At 59.7% G+C, this 15,819-nt stretch carries 15 protein-coding genes; 9 read left to right on the top strand and 6 right to left on the bottom strand.

Annotated elements, in window-relative coordinates; translation table 11 throughout:
• Window positions 1-155 precede the first annotated feature (155 nt).
• Window positions 156-1,340: a mannose-6-phosphate isomerase, class I gene (manA, locus tag I6E60_RS05340; RefSeq protein ID WP_197179180.1), complete on the bottom strand. Its 1,185-nt coding sequence runs from the start codon at window positions 1,338-1,340 to the stop codon at window positions 156-158.
• 108 nt (window positions 1,341-1,448) lie between these two features.
• Between manA and I6E60_RS05335 the strand changes: the two genes are divergently transcribed.
• From I6E60_RS05335 to I6E60_RS05325, 3 genes are read left to right on the top strand one after another with little or no spacing between them, the layout of a single operon-like run.
• On the top strand, window positions 1,449-2,633 hold the full coding sequence (locus tag I6E60_RS05335; RefSeq protein WP_197123722.1) for an acyl-CoA dehydrogenase family protein: 1,185 nt from the start codon (window positions 1,449-1,451) through the stop codon (window positions 2,631-2,633).
• 9 nt (window positions 2,634-2,642) lie between these two features.
• Window positions 2,643-3,971, top strand: a complete 1,329-nt coding sequence (locus tag I6E60_RS05330; RefSeq protein WP_197179178.1) for an O-antigen ligase — start codon at window positions 2,643-2,645, stop codon at window positions 3,969-3,971.
• Window positions 3,968-5,266: an O-antigen ligase gene (locus I6E60_RS05325; RefSeq protein ID WP_197179176.1), complete on the top strand. Its 1,299-nt coding sequence runs from the start codon at window positions 3,968-3,970 to the stop codon at window positions 5,264-5,266. Before I6E60_RS05330 ends, I6E60_RS05325 begins: the two co-directional genes overlap by 4 nt.
• 3 nt (window positions 5,267-5,269) lie before the next feature.
• Here the strand turns inward: I6E60_RS05325 and galE are convergent, their stop codons facing one another.
• Both galE and I6E60_RS05315 read right to left on the bottom strand, forming a co-directional pair.
• On the bottom strand, window positions 5,270-6,238 hold the full coding sequence (gene galE / locus I6E60_RS05320; protein WP_197179174.1) for a UDP-glucose 4-epimerase GalE: 969 nt from the start codon (window positions 6,236-6,238) through the stop codon (window positions 5,270-5,272).
• 16 nt (window positions 6,239-6,254) lie between these two features.
• Window positions 6,255-7,982, bottom strand: coding sequence for a cell wall-binding repeat-containing protein (locus I6E60_RS05315; protein ID WP_197179172.1), 1,728 nt, complete (start codon window positions 7,980-7,982; stop codon window positions 6,255-6,257).
• Window positions 7,983-8,273: 291 nt separating this feature from the next.
• On the opposite strand from I6E60_RS05315, the gene I6E60_RS05310 reads away from it, so the two are divergent.
• Genes I6E60_RS05310 through I6E60_RS05295 form a run of 4 tightly spaced genes read left to right on the top strand, consistent with a single transcriptional unit; the run spans window position 8,274 to window position 11,179 of the window.
• Window positions 8,274-8,453 carry a hypothetical protein gene (locus I6E60_RS05310; protein WP_197179171.1) on the top strand — a complete coding sequence of 60 codons (180 nt, stop codon included), beginning with the start codon at window positions 8,274-8,276 and terminating at the stop codon, window positions 8,451-8,453.
• Between the two features lie 55 nt (window positions 8,454-8,508).
• Window positions 8,509-9,120, top strand: coding sequence for an acyltransferase (locus I6E60_RS05305; protein ID WP_197123715.1), 612 nt, complete (start codon window positions 8,509-8,511; stop codon window positions 9,118-9,120).
• Window positions 9,117-10,193, top strand: a complete 1,077-nt coding sequence (locus I6E60_RS05300) for a DegT/DnrJ/EryC1/StrS aminotransferase family protein (RefSeq protein WP_197179170.1) — start codon at window positions 9,117-9,119, stop codon at window positions 10,191-10,193. Before I6E60_RS05305 ends, I6E60_RS05300 begins: the two co-directional genes overlap by 4 nt.
• Window positions 10,193-11,179: a Gfo/Idh/MocA family protein gene (locus I6E60_RS05295; RefSeq protein WP_197179169.1), complete on the top strand. Its 987-nt coding sequence runs from the start codon at window positions 10,193-10,195 to the stop codon at window positions 11,177-11,179. Before I6E60_RS05300 ends, I6E60_RS05295 begins: the two co-directional genes overlap by 1 nt.
• 67 nt (window positions 11,180-11,246) lie before the next feature.
• Here I6E60_RS05295 and I6E60_RS05290 read toward each other — a convergent pair whose 3' ends face one another.
• The 3 genes from I6E60_RS05290 to I6E60_RS05280 form a co-directional block, all read right to left on the bottom strand.
• Window positions 11,247-11,627 (bottom strand): DUF2304 domain-containing protein, encoded by a 381-nt coding sequence (locus tag I6E60_RS05290; RefSeq protein ID WP_197123710.1) that lies wholly within the window; start codon window positions 11,625-11,627, stop codon window positions 11,247-11,249.
• A gap of 6 nt (window positions 11,628-11,633) precedes the next feature.
• Window positions 11,634-12,299, bottom strand: a complete 666-nt coding sequence (locus I6E60_RS05285) for a glycosyltransferase family 2 protein (protein ID WP_197155212.1) — start codon at window positions 12,297-12,299, stop codon at window positions 11,634-11,636.
• A gap of 210 nt (window positions 12,300-12,509) precedes the next feature.
• On the bottom strand, window positions 12,510-13,673 hold the full coding sequence (locus I6E60_RS05280) for a hypothetical protein (RefSeq protein ID WP_307841782.1): 1,164 nt from the start codon (window positions 13,671-13,673) through the stop codon (window positions 12,510-12,512).
• A gap of 91 nt (window positions 13,674-13,764) precedes the next feature.
• Between I6E60_RS05280 and I6E60_RS05275 the strand changes: the two genes are divergently transcribed.
• Window positions 13,765-14,925, top strand: coding sequence for a glycosyltransferase (locus I6E60_RS05275; RefSeq protein WP_197179168.1), 1,161 nt, complete (start codon window positions 13,765-13,767; stop codon window positions 14,923-14,925).
• Entirely contained in the window at window positions 14,922-15,785 is an 864-nt protein-coding gene (locus I6E60_RS05270) for a glycosyltransferase family 2 protein (RefSeq protein ID WP_197123704.1), read from the top strand. Before I6E60_RS05275 ends, I6E60_RS05270 begins: the two co-directional genes overlap by 4 nt.
• Window positions 15,786-15,819 lie beyond the last annotated feature (34 nt).

Below are 15,819 nucleotides of genomic sequence, written 5' to 3'. Positions count from 1 at the left end.
GGCTTCGACCTCGGTGGGGACAGCATCCGACTTCGTCATCACCACGATGAGCGCGCCATCCTTCACGCGCAACCGCTAGACGAACAGCGCTTGAATGCGCACCGAGACAGTCTCACCAACGGCAAGCCCTCCACGCGCCTCCAGCGACAGCAACACTATTGCGTTGCCGCCACAAACAACTGACCGGCGCCCCGCACCGTGAGCACACTCTCATCGCCCGTCACGAAAACTGTTTCCCCGCGCGAGAGCGACGTTGAGTTCTCGCTACCGTCGACAACGAATTGCCCGGCCGTACACAACAGGATTGCCGCACTGTGCAGCTCGAGCGTCGCATCCTTGGCCACTTCAAGAAGCTGGAAGTCACGCACGGGCGGCCGGAACACTCGTGCTGTTGCCCCGACGGGCTCGGGGGCCAGATAGGGCACCGGGCTCGCCGAGAAGTCGAGAACGCTTAATAGTTCGGGAACATCAACGTGCTTCGGAGTGAGTCCACCGCGCAGCACGTTGTCAGACGACGCCATGAGCTCAATGCCCAGCCCCCGCAGATAGGCGTGGATGTTGCCCGCAGGCAAAAACAGCGCCTCGCCCTTGGCGAGCGTCACATGGTTCAACATCAACGAAATCAACACGCCGGGGTCGCCGGCGTAGTAGCCGGCAAGCGTGCGCACGAGGGCGAATTCGTTGCTCGCTTTGTCAGCTTCGGCGAGCGCGGTAACCCGCTCCACGAGCTCCGGCACTGGCTGCGCGGCGGAGATGAGCCACTCGAACATCGCCCGCAAGTCGGAATCAGCGCGAGCGAAAGCCAACCACTCGGTGAACAAGGCCAGGTGCGGGGCGCTGCTGGCGGCATCCAATTCAGCAAGGCGATCGATGGATGCTCGGGTGTCGGCCATCGAGCGAAAACCGCACAGCGCCTCAAATGTGTCACTCACGGCAACGATAAGTTCTGGCTTAGCGGACGCGTCTTTGTAGTTGCGGAATGGCGCCGTCAACGGAATGCCTGCCGCGTTCTCACGCGCGAAGCCCTCAGCAGCCTGCTCGGGAGTGGGATGAGCTTGCAAGGAGAGCGGTGCTCCCGCAGCGAGCACCTTGAGCAGGAAGGGAAGCCGCTCGACTCCCTCGCCCACGACGTGCACGGCGTCGCGCTGGATCCACTCGTGCAGATCGCTCGCGCCTCCCGCCTGCGCGGGGTCGAGGATAACGCTGGGGCTCCCCGGGTGCGCACCGAGCCAGAGCTCCGCCTCGGGCTTTCCCGTCGGCTCCGTGCCCAGAAGCGCAGAGATTTCGCCAGCGGAGCCCCACGCGTAATCGCGAGGCGTATTAGTGATGCCTACAAACATTCAGTCCACTCTTCTCGAAGCGTTAGCCCAAAGTACCAACCGTCTAGAAACGACGCGTACTCACGCTTTAGGATCGCAGTGATTTCGATAAGCAATGGAGCGAAGACTATGTCATTTGAGACCCTCAGCAGCGACTTCTACGGCTACGAGAATGCGCTGACCGATCAGGAAAAAGACACCATCCTGAAGCTGCGCGCATTTCTCGATAAAGAGGTGCGCCCGATCGCCAATGATCTGTGGGCCAAGGCCGAGTTCTTCGATCGTGACGTGATCTTCAAGGGCCTCGCCGACCTCGGGCTCTTCGGTCTCCCGTGGGCTGAAACCCAGCCCTTCCCCAACTCGGCGGTCTTCCGCGGCTGGGTCGCCCTCGAGCTTGCTCGGGTAGACGCCAGCGTCGCCACACTGGTCGGAATGCAGAACGGTCTTGTCATGGGAGCGATCGGTGTGGCTGGCTCGCAAGAACAGCGCGACGAATGGCTGCCCAAGTTTGCCTCGGGTGAACTGCTCGGCGCCTTCGGCCTCACTGAGCCGCTCTCCGGCTCCGATACGGCACAGGGACTCCAGACCGTCGCCAAGCGCGAGGGTGACAACTGGATCATCAACGGTGCAAAGCGGTGGATCGGCAGCGGCTCAATCAGCGACGTCACGATCATCTGGGCACGCGACGAAGCCGACAACCAGGTCAAGGGCTTCATCGTTCCGACGAGCACCCCCGGCTACTCAGCCACCCGCATCGAGAACAAGCAGGCGCTGCGCATCGTGCAGAACGCAGACATTGTTCTTGAGGATGTCATCGTTCCGGAGTCGAACCGCCTGCAGAACTCCACATCGTTCCGCGACACCGCAGCAGTGTTGCGCCTTACTCGCGCCGAAGTGGCGTGGGCTGCAGTCGGAAACTCCATCGGAGCGTACGAAGCCGCCGTCAAATACACCGGCGAGCGCGTGCAGTTCGGCAAGACCATCAGCAGCCACCAACTCGTTCAAGAACACCTCGCCAAGAGCCTCGGTAACATCACTGCCTCCATCGGAATGGTTACTCGAGTTTCCGAAATGCTCGATGAGGGCATCCAGAAGGATGAGCATGCAGCCCTTGCCAAGGAATACACAGCAAGTCGGATGCGTGAGACTGTCGCTTGGTGCCGCGAAGTCCTCGGCGGCAACGGAATCGTTCTCGACTACGGAGTAATGCGCCACTTCGCTGATGCTGAAGCGATCTACTCCTATGAAGGAACTCGCGAAATGAACACGCTCATCGTGGGTCGCGCCATCACAGGCAAGGCAGCATTCGTCTAATCTTGCGTCATGCGACTTTTAGCAAGCCCCCGGGCGCGGGCGTGGTTTCTTAGCGCGTCGCTACTAGTCATTTTAGGCGGCGACGCCTGGCGCTACTCCTTCGGCTGGGGTGTTTTTGTCACCCTAGCCGTGGTGCTTGGCGCAGTGTCGCTGTACATTCTCATTGCCAACCGTCAGCAGTGGAGCATCGGTGGTCTCCCGTATCCGCTCATCGCGTTCATGGCGCTGGCGACACTGTCAATTATCTGGTCATTTTATCCCGGCGCCACCGCGCTGGGATTGCTCAACACATGGCTGACAGTGATCGGCGCACTCGCCGTAGCAACCAGCTTCTCGTGGCAAGAAGTTCTCGATGCTACGGCACGAGCACTCCGCATTCTTCTCGGCTTATCGATCGCTTTTGAGCTAATCGTCGCGACCATCATTCGCCACCCCGTCGCTCCGCTCGCGCCGCAACCAGAGCTCACCGTGAACCCGGATGGCCCGCTGCCCATCATGTTGCTCTGGTCGCGTAACGTGCTCTTTGATGCCCTCGATGGCGGCCGGATCCAAGGCATCGTTGGCAACGCCAACCACATAGGCTTTCTCGCGCTTCTCGCATTAATTGTGTTCGCTATCCAATGGGCTCAAGGCACCACGAAACGTTTCACATCGATCACGTGGCTCGCGCTGGCTGGCCTAACGCTGTTCTTGGCGAGGTCGGCAACTGTCACGCTTGCCCTGGTCGCCGTGATCGTTACGGCAACCGCGATCCTTATTATCCGTACTCGCCGCACGTCTCGATCGAGTGCCGTGGCTCAGATCACCTTTGTCGCACTCAGCGCCGCTGCCATCGCAGCGGCGCTGATGTTCCGTGAATCCGTTTTTGCGTTACTCAGCAAGAGCGAAGATCTCACCGGACGAGCCGAAATTTGGCAGAGCGTCAGCGAGCTTGCGCAACAACGAACCGGCTTCGGCTGGGGGTGGGTCAGCGTCTGGATGCCCTGGGCAGAGCCGTTCGCCGGTCTCGCGCAGCGCAACGGCGTTGTGCAGGTGCAGGCACACGATGCCTGGCTTGATATTTGGCTCCAGCTCGGATTCGTGGGCGTCGCCTTCTTTGGCGCGCTAGTGCTGACGACGCTGATTCGCACGTGGTCACTCGCCACTGACCGGCCCCAGCGCGCTGCCGGTGAACGACTGGCCTTCACCGCCGGCTCGGTCTGGCCCGTGCTCGTCATGATCGCCCTGGCCGTGCAATCGATCCCCGAAAGCCGCTTGCTTGGGGAATACGGCTTGTACCTACTCGTCATTATTGCGGTGAAGGCGAAACGCCCCGACTGGGCGGGAGTTCGTCAATGATTTCCCGCTCCGCCCTGAACACCGCGACGAATGCCGGCGCGGTGATCCTGTCGTCGCCTCGAACGTCCGCAGCGCTCAGCACTGTCGTCATCGGCACCACGGTAGCGGCATTCTTTCTGCGAACCGTTTTAGGCACTCCTGGCTTTCTCGCCGCCTTGGTGCTCCTCGTCGTGCTTGTCTCGCTGTCGGCATGGGCGCAGTGGAAGGATATTGGCTGGCGTGCCCTGGTGCCGATTTCACTCATCCTTTTCACGGGCTGGGTCTGGCTCTCCGTGGCATGGTCGCAGTACCGTGCGGAGAGCGTAGCGAGTGCGCTCTACTTGCTGATGCTCACCATTATGGGTATCTATGTCGCCCTGGTGCGCGACACAATCCAAATCGTGCGGGCTTTTGGTGATGTGCTGAGGGCAGCTCTCGTGGTCTCTCTGGTTTTTGAGATTCTCACGGGCCTCATTTTCGATTCCTCGTTAGATGCGCTTCTGATCCAAGGAAACCTGGGCACAGCGGAACCAATCCAAGGTATTTTCGGCACTCGGAATAATCTCGGCATGATCGCCCTCATCGCGTTCATCACCTTCGCGATCGAATACTCAACACGATCCGTCGAACGCAATCTCGCGATCGGTTCACTCATTACAGCGGCGCTAGTTCTCTTGCTGTCGCAGTCTCCGCTCGCCCTCGGGGCTGGGCTAATCATTGCCGCTGCCACCGGCGCGCTTGTTGCTCTGCGCCGAGTTCCCTCCGGGCGCCGACGCTATTGGCAGATACTTCTGATGGCATTCACCGCGGCCACCCTGCTCCTGAGCTGGCTTTCTCGAACAACAATCGTGGCGTGGTTCGATGCGAGCGATGAACTCGCCTATCGAGTGGGCGTGTGGCGGCAGTTATGGACGCTAGAAGACAATTATCGGCTCGAAGGTTGGGGCTGGATCGGTCCGTGGGATGCCACCGTCGCACCGTATCTCGCGTTCAGATCCTTTGATTCCCGGGTACCCGACTCCGCACACAACGCGTACCTCGATGTATGGTTCCAACTCGGCGTCGTCGGGTTTCTCATTTTTGTCGGACTGCTCGGCTTAGCTTTCACGCGCTCATGGCTTTTAGCCTCCCGCCGGCGCAGCATCGTCTTTGCCTGGCCCGCTCTCGTGCTACTGGCACTAGCTATCGGTGCACTTGCAGAGAGCTCAATCTTGACCGACTTCGGCTGGCTCACTTTCGTCGTGTGCTGCGTCAAAGCGTCGCGAGAGCTCAGCTGGCGCCGTGCGCTCGACTCGAGTGTTTCGCCCGGAATTTAGGTTCTATCGCCGCGCAGACGCAGACTGACGAGCATCCCACGCTGAGTTCACGATGTCCTCGACACCGAAGCGGGCACTCCACCCTGTGAACGCTTTGATCGCATTGATATCACCGACGATCGCCGCAGGATCACCCGCACGACGAGGTTGCACATCAGCCAATAGGCGTGTTCCTGACACCTCGATAAGAGCGTCGACGATCTCACGAACGCTCGTGCCTATTCCGGTGCCGACATTCAAAATGATGTTTCCCGGGTCGCGCGGAAGGGCATCCAAGACAGCCAGGTGCGCTTCAGCAACGTCCACGACATGTACGTAATCACGCACGCACGTGCCGTCTGCAGTGTCATAGTCGTCACCAAAAATTACGGGCGGCTGATTGTCGGCGATCCGATCAAGACAGATAGGAATTAAGTTGAAGGCCACCGTGTCTGCGAGCTCGGCGCTGCCGGCTCCTGCGACATTGAAGTAGCGCAGGCTGGCGGCCCTCAATGGCCAAGCCTCGGCCGCGGCTGTAATGATCTGCTCACCGACCAGCTTGGTGGCACCATACGGACTAATGGGCTGCGCTAGGGCAGCCTCTGAAATCGCACCTGAGGCATTGCCATACACCGCAGCAGACGACGAGAACACGAGCTTGTTGACACCCGCATTTTCCATCGCCATGAGCAACTTGGCGACTGCGCCCACGTTGTCGGCGTAGTAGAGAGCAGGCTTTGCCACGGATTCCCCCACTTGCTTGTGGGCAGCAAAGTGGATGACTGCATCGATCGTGTTATCTCGGAGCACAGCCTCGATCTCACTCACAGGCGCTGCCGCCAAATCCATCCTGACGAACGGCACATCGCGGATTCGATCAGCTTGTCCCGACCCGAGGTTATCGAGAACAACAACCTCGTCTCCGCGATCAACGAGCAGGCGGACAGTGTGGGCACCGATATAGCCGGCTCCGCCGGTAACGAGAACGCGCATGAAACCAGTCTAGGAGTTAGCAGGTGGTGAGTTTTGCGACTTTACTAGTCAACGCACTGGTGCCTCCGAGAAGCACGACTTTGGTCGCCCCGAGATCCACGATGTCTTGAAGCATTGCCTTCGGGACACAGGTCGTTTGCACGATGTAAAGCGGCACTGACTGCGCACCGGCGACCGCTGCACCAGAGAGCGCGTCAGGAAAGTTGTACCCGGATGCCAGATAAACCGTATGGGCATCGTCGAACGCAGCGTTATTGATTGCAGCCGACACAACGAATCGGTCGCTTCCGCCGATTCTCTCGACGTTGGATGCGCCCAGTAACGACTTGAGGCTCGATTCGATACCGCTGCTGACCGCTGCTGTACCGCCAGCAATCTTCACGCTCGTGATTCCCAGCTTCGTCAGCAGCGATTTCGTTGCCGAATCTAGCTTGGATGAATTGCCGGGAACCAGAATCACGGGGCTACCGTCGGCCGCGGCCGCGGAGCTCGCAGAAAGGGCATCAGCGAAAGTCGTTCCAGTGGCGATATACGCCGACGTCGTCGTACCTGCGGGGAAGGCAGATTCTGCAATCAGCCGCGAGGATTCGTACCGATCATCACCGGAAATACGCGAGATCTTTGATGCATAACCAGCCAGACTGTTATAGACAGATTTCGAAACTGCTCCCGTGCCTCCGACAACAACTATCTCTGCTGGCTTCAGTCGTTTCAGTTCAGCACTGGTACTCGACGGAACACTGGACGATGCCACCAAAAGTAGGGGGCCATCGAATAGCGCCGCAGCAGCTGCCGCGCTCAAGGCATCGGGAAAGTCCGTTCCTGTTGCGACGTAGACGCGGTCGATACCGGAGTCGGGGTACGCCTTAGCGGAGAGTGCCGCTGAAACAACGAACCGGTCGTCTCCACTCACCCGAGAAACGGAAACATCAGGCGTGATGTCAGTGGGATTGCCGAACCACGAATAGTAGTAGTACCAGAAGTTGCGGTTTCCGTAGGAAGAACACTCATCGCCGACACCGCCAAGATTGGCTAACGCTGCGGCGTTGGGTACGTACGGCGTGTAGTTGTAGAGGGCCGCGGTGGCGTAGTTAGAAATCTTTACTGTCTTACTGCCGCAGGTGTTGTCACCCGGGTAGTAGGCGATGCTGAAGGTGCCAGGTTGCTTGGCGAAGTTAGCGGCCTTGTAGGCCTTGAATTGACGGGTTCCCGTGAACACCTGAAAGCCGAAGCCTTGCGCATCATCGGAGCAACCGGTGTCATCGGGGCAACCATAGCCAAGCGCATTGTTGATGTTCCACGAGGTGGGGTTGGGGTTAGTGATCAGCCCTTGCTCTTTTTGCAAAGTCACCAAAATGACTTTCGCGCTGATTCCGCATGCGACCTGTGCCCGATAAATGATCGTCGAGGCCAGCAGATTGCTGCCGCCCTTAATCTCGTTACAGATCAAGTTTCCGGTGGTCTGCGAGATTTCTTTCGCTCGCGTCTCGACGTCTTGGCGCAGGGTCTTGAGCGCACCAGAATTCGCGTTCAAGAATGCCTGAATTTCACTCTGAGTCATCGCGGAACCGTCGTAGAACTCATCGTCGCTAATGATGTTTCCCGGGTCGAACTCGCTGCCGCTGATGGCATAAGCAGCGGTCGCTGGAGCTGAAACGACAGCACCTGTCGCCAGCATGGCTACAGCCGCGGCGATAGCCGCGACTCGGTAAATTCCGGCTCTGGCCGTCAAAAAAGTGTGCATTCTGCAATCCCCCAAGCAAACACGCGTTGTTACAGGATATGTCTAATGGGAAGAATGTGAAGACCCACTTTGAGTGGCACGGCGCGTGGCGCCGCACTTCGCCCCACACATGCGCTAGCTAAGAAACGCCCGCCGATCGTGAAGTCAGTGCACGAATCCCGCCCCAGAGCAGCGTACTTGACGAACTTTTCACGATCAGCACAGATCTCAAGAAGCGTCGCTTCAAGCGTCTTTGAACGGCGAAGCTGGGACGTGAGAGGCGTACAAGCCTGGTCCGCACAGATCTGCTCCGTGCGAGAGCAAAGCGACGGCCACTCCAAGGGTGTGCAGTTCAGAAAGCTCGGTCACGACATCATTGCCGAAGTAGCCACCGAACAGTGGCGATTCAGCCTCGATAATTACGGACATACACGAGCGTCCCCTGCGCTCGAAGTACCCGCGGTGGCGATCGCCGAAGAGGTACTCCATTGAAAGAGCAAACGAATAGGATTGGCGTGTTCCCCACGACTAATTCTCTGGAGTGTGAATGCACCAAGTGAACCCCCTGCAGCACGACACCGCCGATGTCGCTGACAACGCTTCCATCGCCGCAACGGCGCGGGTTTGGCACTACGCACAAGTCCGAGAAAATGCATCGGTTGGCGAGAACTGCGTGATTGGCCGCGGAGCCTACGTGGGCAGCGGAGTCGAAGTCGGCGACAACTGCAAAATTCAGAATTACGCACTGGTCTATGAACCGGCCAAATTGGGTCGCGGCGTGTTCATCGGGCCGGCCGTTGTGCTTACCAACGACCATTTTCCTCGCGCAATCAACGCTGATGGTTCTGCCAAATCGGCTCATGATTGGAAACCGGTCGGCGTCGATATTCGCGAGGGGGCGTCAATTGGTGCCAACAGCACGTGCATCGCACCACTCGTGATCGGCCGTTGGGCGCTCGTCGGCGCAGGCTCAGTAGTCGTCAAAGATGTTCCAGAGTTTGCGTTGGTGGTCGGCAGTCCCGCTCGCCGCATCGGCTGGGTGGGTACGTCCGGGCATCCGCTCACTGAAATTTCACCAAGCCTGTGGGAGTGCCCGGTTACCGGCGCCCGCTATCAAGAAACCGCTACCGACCTTCTGATTGAGGTGCAAGATTCGTGATCCCCGCAGCTAGGCCCCAAATCGGCCAAGACGAACGCGATGCCGTTGACCGTGTGATGAGTTCTGGCATGCTCGCGCAGGGTCCGGAAGTCGCTGCCTTTGAGACTGAGTTTTCGGCGATCGTTGGCGGAGCGCAGTGCGTTGCAGTCAATTCGGGTACGTCTGCGTTGCACATGGCGTTTGTCGCGGCCGGAATCGGTGCTGGCGACGAAGTAATCGTCCCGTCGTTCAGCTTCGCGGCAACAGCCAACGCCGTTGCGCTCGCGGGTGCCACTCCCGTGTTCGTTGACATCGAGCGGGATTACTTCTCGATGGATCCTGCCGCGGTTGAAGCCGCCATTACGTCGCGAACGAAAGCGATTATGCCGGTGCATCTCTACGGGCATCCGGCACTCATGGTTGAACTGAGCGCAATCGCCGCCACACACGATCTCTTGGTCTTTGAAGACGCAGCCCAAGCGCACGCAGCGTCGGTCAACGGCATTCCGGTCGGTAAATGGGGAATTGCTGGCTCGTTCTCCTTCTACCCGACGAAGAATATGACCTCCGGCGAAGGTGGCATGATCACAACATCTTCCGATGAGCTCGCCCGGGTTGCACGATTGCTTCGCAATCAGGGAATGGAACGTCGTTACGAGAACGAAGTCGTGGGATTCAATACCCGCATGACAGACATTCACGCGTCGATTGGCCGCGTACAGCTGACCAAGCTGGCCGGCTGGACCGCACAACGTCAAGCCAACGCCGCGTTTTTCGACGAGCATCTCAGTGGCGTCATCACACCTCCGGTCGCCGCTGGCTCCGTACACGTTTATCACCAGTACACGATTCGGGTAGTCGATCAGGATCGCGACGCTTTCGCTGCGGCTCTTGCCGAACGCGGCGTTGGCACCGGGGTGTACTACCCCACCCCCATCCACCAGCTGCCCTCGTTCAAGCTCGATCTCGACCTTCCGGTGACGGCCGAAGTCGCCACTCAAGCTTTGTCATTGCCCGTGTACCCATCCCTTACCGAAGCGGAACGCGAAACGATCGTGAATGCCGTCAATGACGTAGCAAAGGCAGGCAGCTAATGACTCTTCGCGCAGGTGTACTCGGTCTCGGCGTCATGGGGCGCCACCACAGCCGAGTTCTCAACGAACTCGACGGCGTCGAATTCAAGGGTGTTTATGACCCTTCGGATGCCGTTCCCTCTCATATCGAAGGCAAGCCGGTAGTGCGAGACCTCGACACTTTCCTCGACATGGGCTTCGATTACTGCGTTGTCGCGGCGCCCACGATTTACCACTTGGAGATCGGCACGATGCTCGCAAGCCGCGGCATTCACGCGCTGATCGAGAAACCTGTTGCATCCACCTCGGAAGCAGCATTCGAATTGCGCGATCTCTTTGACGAGGCCGGCCTGGTCGGCGGTGTTGGCCACATTGAGCGCTACAACCCTGCACTCCAGTCGGCGCGCCAGCGAATCCAAGACGGATTGCTCGGTGAGATTTACCAGGTGACGACTCGTCGCCAAGGACCATTTCCCGGCCGCATTGCTGACGTGGGCGTCATCAAAGATCTCGCCACCCACGACATCGATCTGACCGCCTGGGTTACTCAGCAGGAATACGTCTCGATAAATGCACGCACCACGTTCCGCAGTGGTCGCGAGCACGAAGACATGGTTCTGGCCGTTGGCACGCTCAGCAAAGGCACCATTGTTAGCCACACGGTCAACTGGCTTACGCCCTTCAAAGAGCGCACGACAATAATCACGGGGGAACATGGCTCTCTCGTCGCCGATACGCTCACGGCCGATCTGACCTACTTCGAAAATGGCGTTCGCCATCACCAGTGGGATGACATTTCTCAGTTCCGCGGAGTGAGCGAAGGCGACGTTACTCGTTTTGCTCTCGATAAGAAGGAACCGCTTCGTGCTGAGCACGAAGCGTTCCGCGATGCAGTGCTGTCAGGCGACACGAGTGCGATTGTGACGCTGGCACAGGGTGCCGCAGTAGTCGCCACAGCTGAGAAGTTTGTTGCGGATGGCCTCGAGCATCGTCTCTCAACGATCTAGCTTCTCTCCCACCGGTTTGATGGCCGGTCGATGGCCCCGCGGAGTGCTGCGGGGCCTCTAGGCGGCGCTACTTGTCGCCGTCGGCCGCCGGAGGCTCGGGAACCTCTGACGAATTCTGCTGGTTATCGGCGCGCGCCAACGCGACCTGCCGAGCCATCGCTGTGAGGTCATTTTCGAGACGACGAAAACGGCGGTACGTCGTTGCCGCGACGCCCAAGAAAGCCAGCACGGTGATGTAGAGCAACAGGTCGGTTCCTCGACCGACGCCGAGCAGACGCGCGGCGAACGTCCACACTTGAGGAACGAAGATGGATGATCCTGCCGCCACGATGAACAGCAACATGAAGATCCGTTGGATCGCTTGATTGCGTGCTCCCCCGCCACGCAACATAACGATCGCGACGACGATAACGGCAATGATCGCAAGGATCTGGAAGATGATGGTCACGATGCCCTACTTGAAGATAATTTCGACGAGGATATTGATGGCGTTAAGCACCGACTGCCCCTTGCTTTTGGAGTACTCGGTGTAAACGATGTGCGTGGGGTGCTCGGCCCACGTCGCTTTGTGCAGACTGATTTGATCGACGAGTTCTGACGCGTGCGCCATGCGGTTCTGTCGCAGCTGAAGCTCGAAGATCATGTCGCGTGAGATGACCCTCAGTCCGTTGTGCGCGTCGGTGAGCGCCATTCCGGTCGTGATTCTGGTGTAGCCCGTAGCCAGACGAAGAACAAACCTTTTCAGGCCGCTCATGTCGGTGCGATTGTCGAGAAAACGCGACCCGATGACGATGTCGAGCTTCTCATCGCGCAGGCGTTGCACCATGTCAAGAGCATCCTGAACCTGATGCTGGCCATCGGCGTCGAAGGTAACGACTTCCGTCATCTCCGGAATCAAACGAACGAATTCAAAACCGGTCTGCAAACTCGCGCCCTGACCAAGATTGATCGGATGCTGCACCACGATGGCGCCAGCCGATCGAGCTTGCGCTGCGGAGTCGTCGGTAGAGCAGTCGTCAACACAGACCACATGAGGAAGCGATTTTCTCAGTTCCTTAATCACGGACGCAATGACGCTTGCTTCGTTATACATCGGAACAACAACCCACGTTTGCGCCATGCAGCTAGTTTCGCACATTCTGTGTCGCGCAAACTCGATTCACGGGGGCTTTGACCACTATGTTGGCGGAGCCGATACGCAGTATCGAGCCTTTGATCGTGCGCGCAACCGGAGCGTGTTTATCCTGACGGCGGTCGCTAAGCGCCGCCACCCTGGCGCCCGCGCACACGCTCGCCTCGCGTACGCCAAGGACCGCGAAGCTCTACCCTGCTAGTCCGCGAGCATGTCCTCCAACGCACCGCGTACGAATGCTGTCTGCACATCGAAGCTCAACGGCAGGGCCGCCGCTGCAGCCGCGTGCTTGTAGCGGTTCACTTGTTCCACAGTGAGCGATTCCATTGACGCTACGAGATCGTGCACATCGAAGGACTTACTCACGATGCCAAGACCATAATTCTCAAGCTCTCGAACCATCTCCTCACTTGGCCCGATCGCCATGCCGATGCGCGCCTGCACATAATCGAAAAACTTGTTCGGCAGCGTGAGCCGCGCATTCGTGTGGGTCGGTGGAATCCAAAAGATTCCGAGATCGTAGCCCGAGAGCGTGGCGGGGAGTTCGTCGGGGCGCACCGGATCGTGGAAGCGAATGCGATCCACCCCCTCGGCAATTGCTCGAAGTTCCGCGAGGTGCGCACCTCCGTCGGCGGCCGACACGAGGTACAGATCAAGACTGAAGCGCTCAGGGAGTTTACAAAACGCGAGGATCATTGTTTCGAGGCCGCGACCGCCGATCGCTGCCCCGCTGTGCACACACCGAATACGGTCGTCTCGGCTTGCCTGCACTGGCAGCTCCATATAGGGGCCCGCATTCGTCATGAGCTTGGCGTCCACTCCGAAACGTTCTCGATAGAGTTCGACGATTCCGTGAGAAACAGTGGTGACGAGCGTGGCCCGGTGCAGGTACGTCTGGCAGAGATGCACCATGAACGGCGCAACGAGCAGCCGCCACGAAGTGATGTGTGTGCGTTCCTCGGGCGCCCACTCGTGCAAATCTGCCCACACTGGCGCGGTGCCCGCGAGTCGGAATCCGAGATCGAGCACCCGAGCATCGTTCGCAACGACGAGGTCCCAGCCGCCTTCGGGAGCGTCGAGCAGAGCCGCGTGCGCGAGCGCCCATTGAGCGGCAGGCGACGAGCACTCGGCGGCCTTATGCGCGTGGACGGCGAGCTTCGCTACTCCCAGCAGGGTCTGAGGCAGAGTCGTAAGCCCGTCGGGCACTTGTACATGCCGCGTCGCGCCGACAGGGGTCTCCCCGAAACCGACGGTAGTCACCTCCCCAAGTTGCGAGAGCAGATGAATCTGCCGCAGCACTCGAGCATCCCGTTCGATAGGGCTGAACGAGATGCAAAGGATCTGTTTCGCGGAGCTCGTCACGGTGCGAGTTTAGCGCGAACAGGGAAGGCTCACCGGTTAGAATTGTCTGAATCGGTCCGCCGGCCGACATGATTTTGCATGAGGAGTACGGTTGCATCTAGTCGTCGTGTCGCGGATCTACCTCCCCGAGCCGTCGGCGGCGTCGTTCTTTCTCAGCGCTGTCGCCGGTGAATTGAGTTCACGCAATCATGAGGTCACCGTACTCACCGCCGCCCCGCCGCGCGGCTACGCGATGCCGGAGCGAGCCGAGCGCATTCGCACGTTCCCGGTGCTCCGTGATCGCACAGGTTATGTGCGCGGTTATCTGCAGTACATGAGCTTCGACATCCCGGTTTTCTTCCGACTGCTTTTCACTAAACGTCCATCCGCAGTGCTCGTCGAGCCACCTCCAACGACCGGAGTGATGGTGCGTCTGGCGTGCTGGCTGCGCCGCATCCCCTACGTGTACGACGCCGCTGATCTCTGGTCCTTCGCTGCTGGACACGCAACGAGCTCGTCTCTCGTACTTCGCACACTCGAAGAGCTCGAACGCCGGGCGCTCAGCGGCGCACAGCGCATCGTCACCGTCTCCGACGAGGTGAAGGAGCGCATCGTCGCTTGGGGAGTCACTACCCCCATAACGACAACGGGCCGCGGCGCAGATACCTCGCAGTTTCATTACTCCCCCGCACCCTCGAAGCCCCTATTCCTCTACGCGGGGAGTTACTCAGCCTGGCACGGGGCCATCGTGCTCGCCGACGCGTTCGCCGAGTTTCTCACTTCGCATCCCGGGTTCACGCTCCGTTTTGTGGGTCACGGCAGCGAGCTCGAATCGATCCGCGAGCGTGCCGATCAGCTTGGCATCGCCGACGCAGTTGAGTTCGCCGATCCCGTCCCGCCTTCTGAACTCAACGCGCAGCTCAGCGCAGCAACGGCATCGCTCGCGACGCTACTGCCAGGCGGCGGATACGAGTTCGCATTCGCGACGAAAACATACTCATCATTAGCGAGCGGATGTCCAGTGATCTTTGCGGGCCCAGGCCCGACCGCCGCGTTCTTGGCGCGGGTCAACACCGAGGTGCACGCGGGAGCGCCGGTTGCCTACGATCCCGCGGCCATCGCGGCGGCGATGCGTGAGATTGCGGATGCACCGGCACCTCCCGCATCTCGCGAACAACTTGCCGCCTGGGCCGACGAACACGTATCGATGCGGGCGGCCGCGGAACGCGCCGCGGACGCGATCCTCGACGTCGCGAATGGAGCAACCGCATGAGCACCGACCTCACACTATCCGCGGTCGTTCCGTGCTTCAACGGGGAGGACACCCTCCCCCGGCAACTACGCGCACTCACCTCACAGCCGCGCGAGTTCCTGCACGAGATTATCGTGTCAAATAACATGTCGACCGACCGAACCTCGGAGATTATCGCGGAGTTCGCCGCCACAGACGACCGGGTACGTGAAGTCTCGGCGGACCGCGCTCAGGGCGCGGTCTTTGCGCAAAACGACGGCGTGCGGGCGAGCACGGGCGACTTCATCATGTTGTGCGGTGCGGACGATGAGGTGCAGCCGGGGTGGGCCGAGGGCTTCTACCACTCTGGCAAGAAGGGTTCAAAGATCACTGGCTGCGTCATCGTGCACTGTAGGGAATCGGGGGCGATCATTCGCGAAATTTCCTCGCTCACCGACTCCACGTGGCCAGGAATGATCTCGCTCGGCGGCGGGCAGGCTGGCTTCGCGCGCGAAGCGTTCGATACTGTAGGCGGGTTTGACGAGGCGTTCTCCGGGGCGGCGGAGGACACCGACCTGTTCTGGCGAATGCAGCTGGCAGGATACTCGATCGATTTTACTGAAGCCGCACGCTTCAAGTACTTCGCGCGTACGACACCCGCCGATATTCGGCGACAGCAGACCTCATATGGCACGGGCAAAGCGCAGCTTTATGCCAAGCACCGCGGTGCCGGTATGCCGCGCCGGAGCTCCTATCTCGCGCCGATCATGCTCGGCGTAGCGTCGCTGCGCGCCCTTGCGTCACGGCCGGGCAGCGAGAAGCGCCTCACCGCCGCTTCGACCTTCGGCTACAACTGGGGCCACATCAGGGGATCGTTCCGCTACCGCTGTTGGTACCTCTGAGCCCTCGGGCCTGCCGGACCTGAGACGTCCGGTG

Origin of the sequence: Salinibacterium sp. SWN167 (assembly GCF_015864665.1) — a bacterium.
Lineage (GTDB): Bacteria > Actinomycetota > Actinomycetes > Actinomycetales > Microbacteriaceae > Rhodoglobus.
This window is presented reverse-complemented; position numbering and strand designations above follow the sequence as displayed.